Consider the following 11,836-nt stretch of genomic DNA (forward strand, 5'->3'; position numbering starts at 1 on the left):
CGATCTAATTTTTATCTAAGGGATTTTTAATAAATATACTTAAAACTTTTTGTAATGCAAATTTCTGTTTTAAATTTTTATTGTGTAAATCAAGATCGTTATGACCTTTTTCTGGCAAGTAAAAAGCATCGAAATAATGGCTTATGATTTCAGCTTGTTGCTCAAAATTAAATTGATTAAATTCTAGATACTGATCATCACAAATTAAATCATAACCATAAGCTTTCGCCTTGTAATAACCACCTCGTAGACCAATATCTATTCCTCTAAGGGCAACACTTAAACCTAGTCTATATTGCCAAACATGTGCTATTTCATGAATAAACCAAATTTTATTTGATGACGTAGATTTTGAAAAATCTTTAATTTTTTCATAATGCTTTGTAGGGAAATGTATGTTTCCATATGGTGCCATAGCATTATTTGATCTATTTGGAAGACCTAAAAGCCCACCATTAATAATTCTAACTTTTTCATAATCAATAGAGTTTTTATAAATCAACTTAGCTAAAGATATTTCACCGCTGGTTAAATATCTATCACTATCTACTTTAATCACCGTTGGATTCTTAGCAGCTTCTTCTTTCGCTTTTTTTAATACAGCTTGATACCATTCAGTCATTACTTTTACCAACAATGCGAATATCTATTTTTTCACTATTCGTTCCTGTAATGAGTTGAGTCATACCGTTTTCATCAGTCGTACCCGTTAAAACGAGTTGACCATTTTTATAAACTTCATATTTCCCATTACGTACTGGCTCATTGGTTACTTCACTTTGTAGTAAAAAACGTTCCGCAAACTCATGACTTTCTTTATTTAGAATTAGACTACTAATTAAATCCATACCAAGCGCCTTACTTCCAGTTGTACTAAAAGCAAGAGTTTGATTACCAATAAAAGTCGCACCACAACTGGTTTTATCACCCTCAAAAACCATTTTTTTACCCATCACTATTTTGGTGCTATCTGTACCAATAGCAGAAACGGTCTTTTTACATAATGGACAATAATGGGTCATACCATCTAAATGAATTTTTTTACCGTCAATTGTAAAAGTATCTAAAAATTCAGAAACTACACCACCATGCGTTGTAGTTGCGCCTTGAGTAATAATCGCTTTCATATGTTTATCTTCTTTTTTATAAAATTGAGCTTTAAATTAATTATTAATAAAATGTGTTAAGTAGTTCTCATTTTTTGAATATATCAAATATTTTTATAGAGTGTCTATGAGTGTCAGCGGAATATAGAAAAATTGCTGTCCTTACCTTTAAAAAGAGTTTGATTTTTCTCATTTAATGATTAAAAATAAATTATAAATATTAAAAAAATATCATTTTTAGAACCTTTCAGATACAAAAAAGCACACCGAAGTGTGCTTTTTTTATTTGCTCGTGAAATTAATGACGGGCAGCTTTCGCTTCATCTACCGCTTTAACAATTGGCGCTTTCACCAACGGCTTAGGCGTAGAAACAAGACCTAAAGCTAAAATCTCATCAATCGATTTAACTGCTTTAATTTCCAATCCTTCTTTCACATTGTCAGGAATTTCAATTAAATCACGAACGTTTTCTTGAGGAATAAAGACAAGCTTAATACCACCACGGTGAGCAGCAAGTAACTTCTCTTTTAAACCACCAATACGCATCGCACGACCGCTCAAGCTCGTTTCACCTGTCATTGCAATATCAGGACGAATCGCAATTTTAGTAAACGCAGAAACAAGCGCAAGTGTTAAAGCCAAACCTGCTGATGGACCATCTTTCGGTGTTGCACCTTCAGGTAAATGCACGTGAACGTCAGTTTCTTCAAAGCGAGAAGCTTCAATACCAAGCTCATCTGCACGAGTACGAACCACAGTCATTGCTGCTGTAATCGACTCTTTCATGACATCGCCAAGCGAACCTGTCGTAATGAACTTACCTTTACCTGGCACAGCAGCAACTTCAATATTCAGAAGTTCACCACCAACCGAAGTCCAAGCAAGACCATTGACACGACCCACTTGAGCTTCTTCTTCAGCCATACCAAAGTCAAACTTATGCGGACCTAAGTAATCAGGCAAGTTTGCAGAGGTCACTTCAACTTGAAGATTCTTCGCTTTTTTGCTTACCGCTTCTTTAACCACTTTACGTGCAATTTTAGACACTTCACGCTCTAGGCTACGAACACCTGCTTCACGCGTATAACGCTGTACGATGTCTCGAATTGCTTCTTCATGAACTGTTAATTCTTTCGCACGTAAACCATTGTTCTTAATTGCTTTAGGAACAAGATAACGGTCTGCAATATTCACTTTTTCATCTTCTGTATAACCCGGAAGACGAATGACTTCCATACGGTCAAGAAGTGCTTCAGGAATATTCATACTGTTTGCAGTACAAATGAACATCACTTCAGAAAGGTCTAAATCAAGATCTAAATAGTGATCGTTGAACTTACTGTTTTGTGATGGATCAAGCACTTCAAGCAATGCAGAAGCAGGGTCACCACGGTAATCTTGCGCCATCTTGTCAATTTCATCGAGTAAGAACAATGGGTTCTTAACGCCTACTTTTGTTAAAGATTGAACAATTTTACCCGGCATCGCACCAATATAAGTACGACGGTGACCACGAATTTCAGCTTCGTCACGTACGCCACCAAGCGCCATACGAACAAATTCACGACCTGTTGCTTTCGCTACAGATTCACCAAGCGACGTTTTACCCACACCCGGAGGACCAACTAAACAAAGGATAGGACCACGAAGTTTTTTCACACGTGATTGAACAGCAAGATATTCAACAATACGTTCTTTAACTTCATCTAAACCATAATGGTCAGTGTCAAGAATATCTTGAGCTTTCGCTAAGTTAATGCTGACTTTGCTCGCTTTATTCCAAGGCGTATCTAAAATTGCCTCGATATAATTACGAACGACAGCCGCTTCACTTGAAGCTGGTTGCATTGCTTTTAATTTACGGAATTCAGATTCAGCTTTTTTACGCACATGTTCAGGTAAATCTGCTTCTGCTAAACGACGTTCAATTTCTGCAACATCATCTTCAGCACCGCCATTAATATCGGAAAGTTCACGCTGAATAACCTTCATTTTTTCATTTAAGAAGTATTCGCGTTGATTCTTTTCCATTTGACGTTTTACAGAATCATGCAAAGTTTGCTCAATCTGTTGTTCTTCAGATTGTTGCAATAAATAAATCATGACTTCTTGTAAATGTGCTTCAAATTCATCGTGTTCTAAGAACTTTTGTTTTACATCAATATTCAAAGGAACACGTGTTGCAACAAAGAATAATAATTGCAATAAATCGTCAATTTTATTTGCCGCAGCAATCAATTCACGTGCATTACGTAATTTTGCTTCAGCATATTGAGCAAACAAAGCACGTAATTCTTCAATACGAGTAGACTGCGTTGCAGCATCAACAGCAACAGTCATGTCGCTTAAACTATGTTCCGCTGTAAGATAATCATCGTTATCGATAATTTTCACGAGCTTAGAACGATGTAAACCTTCAATTAATACTTTTATACAGTTTTCATCATTTTCATGATTCACAACTTGGACAATCTTCGCGACAGTACCGTATTGATATAAGTTGTCGTGATCAATTTCTTCTGTGAGAGAGTCTCTTTGTGCAACAACAAATACTAAATTGTCATTGTTACGAGCGACATCAACAGCCTTGATCGATTTTTCACGACCCACAAATAAGGCAATTTGCATGTGAGGGTAAACGACCACGTCACGTAACGCTAAAAGCGGTAATATGCTTGGAACTGGAGATTCTAAGCTTTCTTCATTCATAATATTTTCAGACATGGGCACTCCTAATGAGTAACAACGGTGTTGCCATGTTTTTATAGTGATGTGTATTTAAAAAATTACAAGGGTAATGCGAAATAAAATCTATGAAATTTGACTAAATATGTGATTTTTAAGTGATACATATAGATTGAAAGATGATTTAGCGTTTAAACCGATACAATTTTGTCGGTGTAAGTAAAGCATCTAAGGGTTGATCCCATGTTTGCCGTTGTAGTTTGTGTCTAATATATTGAAATTCATGCGCTAAACCTAAACGATAGGGTTTGTGAGTAGAATTTGCTAAGGTTTTATCATAAAAACCACCACCCATGCCAATACGTGTCCCAACCGCGTCACATGCCAATAAAGGCAGAATCAGTAAATCTAATTGATTAACATGAAAACCACGACTTTTTCGAGGTTCTTGCATACCTAAAATATGGTTAGCAAAGCGTTTATTTCTATATTGATGTTGTGAAATTTCAACCCAAACGAGTTTTTGATTCATATTGCAAATAACAGGTAAATAAACACGTTTAGATTGTTGAAAAGCCAGTTCAATGATTTTCTTTGTTTTAACTTCACCAAAAGCATCTAAATAAATACCAATATGCTTTGCAGATTGAAACTGATGAAAACGTCGAAGATGATTCAAAGCAAAATTTTCAGCCTGTACTTGCTGAAAAGAAGAAAGCTGTTTGCGTTGCTTACGAATTTGACGTCTTAACTCGTGCATGAATGATCATTTATAGATGAATGATGGAACAATTGTACTGTGTAAATATTAAAAATAAAGCATCTATATTTTTATAATTAATAAGTCAGTCTAATTTAAATAATTAGACTGACTAAAATATTTATTTTTGGATAATGATTGGATTTGATTCATTATCGATCGATAAAACATAAGTTACATATTTTAACTGATTATTTAAATCTATTTTTAGTTCGTATTTTGAGCATTCATTTGTGCAATTTTTAGCTTTTAAAATATATTTATTTGGTTTTAAGTAGTAAAATGCTTCATTATTGGTAAAGAATTCTCCAGATTTAAAATCATCTACATATAATTTAATTGGACAATCTTGATTATTGTCTGTTTCATCTTTGCATAATTTATCATCACGTTGGACGTGGATTTTTATGCTATCTATCTTTTTGTTTTGAAATAATAAATCTATTGGTTTTTTGTAATTGTTTTGTTTGTTTAATATACTGCAAGAGGATATTAAAATACACAGGGTTGTATAAAAAATAACTTTATTTAGCACGATATTTGACCTTTGTTAAAACAATATTAACCATATAGTAATCAATTAATTTAAAATTAATTAAAATAATGAGAACCAATAGTATTAATTAAAAATATTGTGTGAAAAATAACACTTTGTTAATATGTTTACTAGATGTTACATAAGATATGGTTATTTTTTAGATGAAAGATGTAGTTGTAGTAAATAAATTTTCACTTGATAAAAAGAGTTTTAATGAGGAGAAATTAAGCTTAAATACAGCTTCAATTGTTCATCTAAAAGTTAAGAGAGAGGATGTCGCTGAGTTTATTCAGCAAGGCAATACTTTGATTGTTAAATTAAAAAATGGTGAAATTTTAACTTTAGAAAACTTTTTTGAAAAAAATAAAGAGAATGTAACTTCAGATTTGGTTTTTGAAGATGATGCGTGCGCATTCCTTTGGTTTAATTATGAAAATGGCATTGCAAGTTTTAAATCAATTTCAGGTTTAGAAGAATTACTACCAGCAATGTCTACATCTGTGTTTAGTGGTATGACACCTTGGTTGTTGGGTGGAGGGGCTGCACTTTTAGGTGGCCTTGCTGCGGGTGGTGGTTCAGGTTCAAATGACAATAATCCTGTGCCTACACCTGAAGTTAAAATTATAAATATTAGTCCAATAGACTCTTCTGAAGTTGGTAAAGGGGGAAGTGGGTCTGTCATCAGCGGTACAGCAACACCAAATTCAAATGTTGTTGTGAAAGTAAATAATGAAATTCTTGGTGAAATTAAATCTGATGAAGATGGAAATTGGGAAATTCCAACATCAAAACAGATGACTGAGTTAGAAAATATTGTTGCTGAAATACCCTCGAATAAAGGAAACCAACCGCAAGCTAAAGATGAGGTTGAGCGACCAAAAATTAGTATCGACTTTATTGCAATGGATAATGTTATTAATTCTAAAGAAAGCTCTCTGAAAGATGGTGTACCCTTATCTGGTTTTTGGGTAGGGGCGAGGGATGATGTAACTATTAGAGTTATCGTTAATGGTGAAATTTATACTGTAAATAATGGATTATTGCTTTCAAAGGATGGAACATGGAATTTAAAAGTACCTAGTTCTATCTTTAACGAAGGGATGAATAATAATGTGACTGCGGAGATTATTCATAAGTTAGGTATTGGAAATGAAGTAACACAGCTTGCGCTTGTTGATACGCGGGTGCCAAAAGTTGATGTGAATATTGTGAATGAAGTTGATGGTTCTGGTAATTTAAATATTGTAAAGGCGATATTTACATTTGATGAAAAAATTAATGAGGATTCTTTTTCCGAAGCAGATATTAAAGTAGATGGTGGGAAGTTAGTTGCTGGAACTTTGAAAAAAGAAACAGATGATCAGTGGACTGCTTATATCGAATTTAAAAAAGGTGATAGTTTACAGGTCTCAGTGCGGCCTAAAAGTTATGAGGATTTGGCTGGGAATGAAGGAGTTGCTGGAGCTAATCAGTATATTTCCATAAAAATTAATGATGTAGTGCCATCTAAAGTTGAAGACAATCAAGATATAGTTATTATTAAAGGAAAAACAGAACCCAATAAAATAGTTTCTATTCAATTAGATAGCGAAGAAAAAATTTATACGACTTCAAATAATTATGGGGAGTGGGTTGTTGAAAGTAGTAAAAATATTAATGAAATTAAAAAAGTGACCGCAACTGTAAGAGATGTTGATAATAATGAAATTAATAAAGATGAAGTGGACCTTCCATATGTTGCTATACATACAATAGCAGAAGATGATTTTATTAATCTTGCAGAAAAGAATGAATACATTAAAGGTAAACCGCTAGAAATAAAAGGGACAATGAGTAATCCTGATTACCCAAATGTAGTGCTTATTGTAGATGTGGAGGGTAAAAAATATATTAGTAATGTAGACCCAGAACTGAATTTAAATAAAGATGGTACTTGGGTCTTAATGCTTACAGACACTAATGATTTACTATCTAATACAAATTTTACAGTTACAGCACAAGCATTTGGTCAAGACACATTGGTTATTTCAAATACTGCTAAAAGAACACCTAAAATTGATACAAAAGTGCCTAATGTAGAGGTGGATATTGTTGAGAAAAGTGAATCTATTGCTCAAGTTTTTTTTAAGTTTGATGAAGAAATTCGCGAAACAACTTTCACGCTTGAAGATATAAAGGTTGAAGGTGGAAAGACTATTCAAGATAGTTTGAAACTGAATGATGATGGACGTTGGTCTGTTGATGTGAATTACCAAAAAGGTCAATTACTAGATGTATCTGTGATTCCTGAAAGTTACACAGATTTAGCAGGTAACGTGGGGGGCGGTAATTCTGATGTATATATCTCGATTAAGATTGATGGTGCTGTACCTTCAAAGAGTTTGAATGGTAAAGATATAACGATAATTTCTGGAAAAACGGCATCAAACCAAGAGGTAGAAGTTACTATTCCAGGGGGGCAAGTTCTATTAACCACATCTAATGAAAAGGGTGAATGGAAAGTCCAAACAAGTGAGCCTTTGTTAGAAGGCAATACTGTTACAGCAAAAACGAAGAACCAAGATAATGAGGTTATTCAAGATGAAATTAAACTTCCACTTGTTGTAATTAACAAGATTGCAGAAGATGACGTTTTTAATATTAGAGAAACTAATGAATATACTAATGGTAAGCCCTTGGAAATAACGGGAACGATTAGTAATCCTGATTACCCGAATGTAGTGCTAGTAGTAAATGTAGATGGTAAAAAATATACAGAAAAATCAAGCCCGGAACTGAGCGTAAATACAGATGGTACTTGGGTATTAACACTTACAGATACTAAAGATTTACTATCTAATACAAATTTTACAGTTACAGCGCAAGCATTTGATCAAGATAAATTGGTTATTTCAAACACTTCTGAAAGAACACCTAAAATTGATATAAACGTGCCAAGTGTTCATGTAGAAATAATTGAAAAAAATGGCTCAAGCGTAGATGCTTTTTTTACATTTGATGAAGAAATCGATGAAGCTACATTTAATGTCTCAGATATTAAAGTAGATGGTGGAGTGATCTTCCCTGAAAGCTTACATAAGAATGTTGATGGACGATGGTCTGTAGAAATTAAGACTGAGAAAGGTCAGTTATTAGATGTATCTGTGCTTTCAGAAAGTTACACCGATAAAGCGGGTAATTTAGGACTTGGTGAATCCGATCAGTACATTACAATTAAGATTGAAAGTGTCATACCATCAAAAGATGAGAATAACCAAAATATAACGAAGATTATTGGTCAAACTGCACCTGATCAATATGTAGCGGTGAAGATCCCTGGTGGAGAGGTAATTTATACAAAATCAAATTCAGAAGGTGAATGGATCGCTCAGACGAATAAAGAGTTAATTGATGGAAATACAGTTGTTGCTGTAACTAAAAATGAAGATAACAAAGACATTCAAGATGAAGTTAAGCTTCCATTTGTTGCAATTAAAGTAATTGCTGAAGATGATGTTTTTAATATTAATGAGGTAGAGGAATACAGTAAAAATAAGCCACTCGTAATCACAGGTACACTAAGTAATCCAGACTATCCAAATGTTGTACTTGTTGTGAATGTGGAGGGTGCAGAATATACAGAAGGTAAAAGCCCTCAACTTACAGTGAATGAAGATGGTACATGGGCATTAAAACTTTCAGGAACTGGTAATTTGCTTGCAGGCAGCACGATAAATGTTACTGCACAAGCTATTGATCCTAAAAAATTAGATACTTTTGGAAATCCAATTGTAATTTCAAATACTGCAGAAAGAACACCAGTAATTGATAAGCAAGCACCAAGAGTAACAGTCGATATTGAAGAAGTTGACAACCAACAAGTAAAAGCATTTTTTACATTCGATAAAGAAATTAATGAGGACTCATTTACTGTAGATGATATTAAAGTAGATGGTGGTGTTTTAATTCCTGAAAGTTTAAAAAAGAATGATGATGGACGCTGGTCTATTGACGTTAAGCCAGAAAAAGAAGGTCAACTTGTAAAAGTAGCGGTTAAGCCTGAAAGTTATATAGATTTAGTTGGAAATCTGGGTAATGAAAATTACGATAATTTTATTACAATTAAAATTAATGAAATCAATACATCTAAGGATCAAGTGAATGATAAAGATGTAACAACTATTAAGGGTATCACTGCACCTAATCAAGAAGTCGTTGTATCGGTCGAAGCTTTAATTGATGGTGGTGTGGTACTCAAAGAATTGACTACACAATCTAATGAGGATGGTATTTGGAGTATTTCTACAGATGAGATTTTAGTAAATGGGGGAAAAATATCCGCTAAAACTAAAAATCAAGATGATGTAGATGTGCAGGATAATACGGTTATTCCAAGTATTACGGTTGACCCAATTACAGACGATAATATTATTAACTTAAAAGAAAGTTCAGGTCATGATCCTATTATTACGCTTACGGGTAGCTGGTCAGATCCGAAGTATGATGTAACCATTTCAGTTCATGTAAATGGACAAACCTACACTGTTGATAATGGGCTTATGGTATCTAAGGATGGTACATGGTTTTTAAATGTTTCAGCTTCAGATTTTCTAGAAGGTGGAAATAATAGTGTAACTGCAAAAATTATTAACCAATTGGGTGGGCAGAATATTGCAACTCAAAATGTTGAAGTTGATACGCAACCACCAACTGTAACTGTTGTTGTTACTAAAGATGTTGAAGCTACAGAGAATATCGCAAAAGCAATATTTGAATTTGATAAAGAAATTAGCAATAAGTCATTCACCGTTGAAAATATTATTATTAATGGTGGAGTATTAAAACCTGAAACACTTCAACGAAACTTAGATGGAACTTGGACTGTTGATATTGAATATGATAAAGGTCAGCCTTTAGATGTTTCTGTAAATACAGAAAGTTATAAAGATAAAGCAGGAAATATTGCTAATGCTATTGATGATAAGCTTATTACGCTCAAAATTGAAAGTGTGGTTCCATCTAAAGAGAATAATACAAGCGTTACAATTATCACTGGTCAAACATCAGCGCCAAAACAAAAAGTTGTTGTATCGCTTGAAGTAATTGAGGATGACATAACTCGGACTAAAGAAATAGAAGTTATATCAAATACTGATGGTAGTTGGAGTGTGACCACAAATGAAATTTTGGAAGAGGGAGTACCCGTTATCGCTGTAGTAAAAGGCAGCAACGAAGTGTCTCTAGATCAAGATGAATTTGTAGTTCCACTTGTTGTTATTGATGTTATAGCAAAAGATGATGTTATTAATATCCAAGAACATGCAGAGTATCGTGAAAAAAATGTTGTTGAGATTACGGGTAAGCTTAACAACTCAAATTATCCAAAAGCAGCACTTGTTGTAACAGTTAATGATCAAGAATATGTTCAAGGTGTTAATTCTAAACTTACTGTGAATGAGGTGGATGGTACTTGGACTTTAGCACTACCTTATTCAGAAGCACTATTTAAAGATCAAGACATCGATGTTAAAGCTTATTTTGTTGATCCAGATAAATTAGATTCTTCTGGTAAGCCATCTATTGTTTCAAATGTAGCTGAAAGAACACCAGAAGTTGATGTTGTTGCTCCAAAAGTGAAAGATATCAGCATATCTGAAAATGGCATGATCACTGTTCAGTATGATAGTGATGTTGATCCGAAAAGCATTCAGTCTGACAATATAAAAGTTACAAATAATAAAGGTGAAGTTATTTCATTGGAATTTTCTGTTTCTGGTGATGGTTTAACTTATACGGCTAAAGTTCCTGAAAATGTGGATCAGTCTATTAATGTAAATGTTGGAAATGGCTTTAAAGATTATGCAAATAATAATGGTGAGCCAAAATCGATTTTAAATCAGAAAGTTGAAACAGTAGCACCAACCGTAATTGTTACTTTAAATGATGATAATACGGTTACATTTAAGTTCTCTGAGAAAGTTAAGGACTTCACGGAACGCGATGTTTATTTATCTCAGGGTCAAATTATAGATTTACAGCAAGATACTAAAGATCCTACAGTTTGGACTGCTAAAATTGAAGGTCGTGTAACAGACAAATCACTTAAAGTATCGGTCAATGATGAAAGTTATACAGATTTAGCTGGTAATCTAGGGATAGGTGATAGTGATACGAGTGACCCAGCATATTGGGTAAAAGATGATAATGGACATTCTATAACTGTTAAAACTGGGCTTAAATCAGAGTATTGGGGATATCGTGAAAATATTAATGGCATTAAATATGATGGAGATAATTTAACAAGCTTAAATCAAGTTCAAAACTTTATGTCGACTCATACACCAACAGTGGTTTTTGAAACTAAGGCATTTGATTTTGAACTTTCAAATTATGGCTTAGGGCAAGCAGGTAGAACTAAAGATAAAAACCATCTTATTACTTTTTTAGGTAAAAATGCTGAAAATATTGAATATAACGGGTATCAACATACTTCAGATGCCATGATTAAATTCACAGGTTATATGAATTTGAATGCAGGATCATACATCTTTAGGGTGACAGGAGATGATGGCTATCAAATTAAAGTGAATGGTAAAGCAATTGTAATTAAAGATGGCAACCAAAATGCTAAAACAGATTATTTCCTAGTCACAGTGACTGAGGAGGATGCTGGTTGGCAACCTGTAGAAATTTATTATTGGGATCAGGCTGAAAGAGCTACATTAAAAATTGAGCTTGCTCAATTCTCTAAGAACCTATCCAGAATA

6 protein-coding genes are annotated in these 11,836 nt (G+C 33.7%); 1 reads left to right on the forward strand and 5 read right to left on the reverse strand.

Going from position 1 to position 11,836, the window contains the following annotated elements; all coding sequences use genetic code 11:
* Positions 1–4: 4 nt before the first annotated feature.
* From A6M14_RS06920 to A6M14_RS06940, 5 genes are all read right to left on the reverse strand, one after another.
* Entirely contained in the window at positions 5–622 is a 618-nt protein-coding gene (locus A6M14_RS06920) for a hypothetical protein (RefSeq protein ID WP_152874247.1), read from the reverse strand.
* On the reverse strand, positions 615–1,127 hold the full coding sequence (locus tag A6M14_RS06925; RefSeq protein ID WP_152874248.1) for a PAAR domain-containing protein: 513 nt from the start codon (positions 1,125–1,127) through the stop codon (positions 615–617). Before A6M14_RS06925 ends, A6M14_RS06920 begins: the two co-directional genes overlap by 8 nt.
* 277 nt (positions 1,128–1,404) lie before the next feature.
* On the reverse strand, positions 1,405–3,831 hold the full coding sequence (gene lon / locus A6M14_RS06930; RefSeq protein WP_152874249.1) for an endopeptidase La: 2,427 nt from the start codon (positions 3,829–3,831) through the stop codon (positions 1,405–1,407).
* Between the two features lie 145 nt (positions 3,832–3,976).
* Positions 3,977–4,552: a 5-formyltetrahydrofolate cyclo-ligase gene (locus A6M14_RS06935; RefSeq protein WP_152874250.1), complete on the reverse strand. Its 576-nt coding sequence runs from the start codon at positions 4,550–4,552 to the stop codon at positions 3,977–3,979.
* 121 nt (positions 4,553–4,673) lie between these two features.
* Positions 4,674–5,087 (reverse strand): hypothetical protein, encoded by a 414-nt coding sequence (locus A6M14_RS06940; protein ID WP_338325167.1) that lies wholly within the window; start codon positions 5,085–5,087, stop codon positions 4,674–4,676.
* A gap of 164 nt (positions 5,088–5,251) precedes the next feature.
* Between A6M14_RS06940 and A6M14_RS06945 the strand changes: the two genes are divergently transcribed.
* Positions 5,252–11,836: Ig-like domain-containing protein (locus A6M14_RS06945; protein WP_152874251.1), on the forward strand; the 6,585-nt coding region annotated here is incomplete at its 3' end.

Source organism: Acinetobacter portensis, assembly GCF_009372215.1.
Taxonomy (GTDB): domain Bacteria; phylum Pseudomonadota; class Gammaproteobacteria; order Pseudomonadales; family Moraxellaceae; genus Acinetobacter; species Acinetobacter portensis.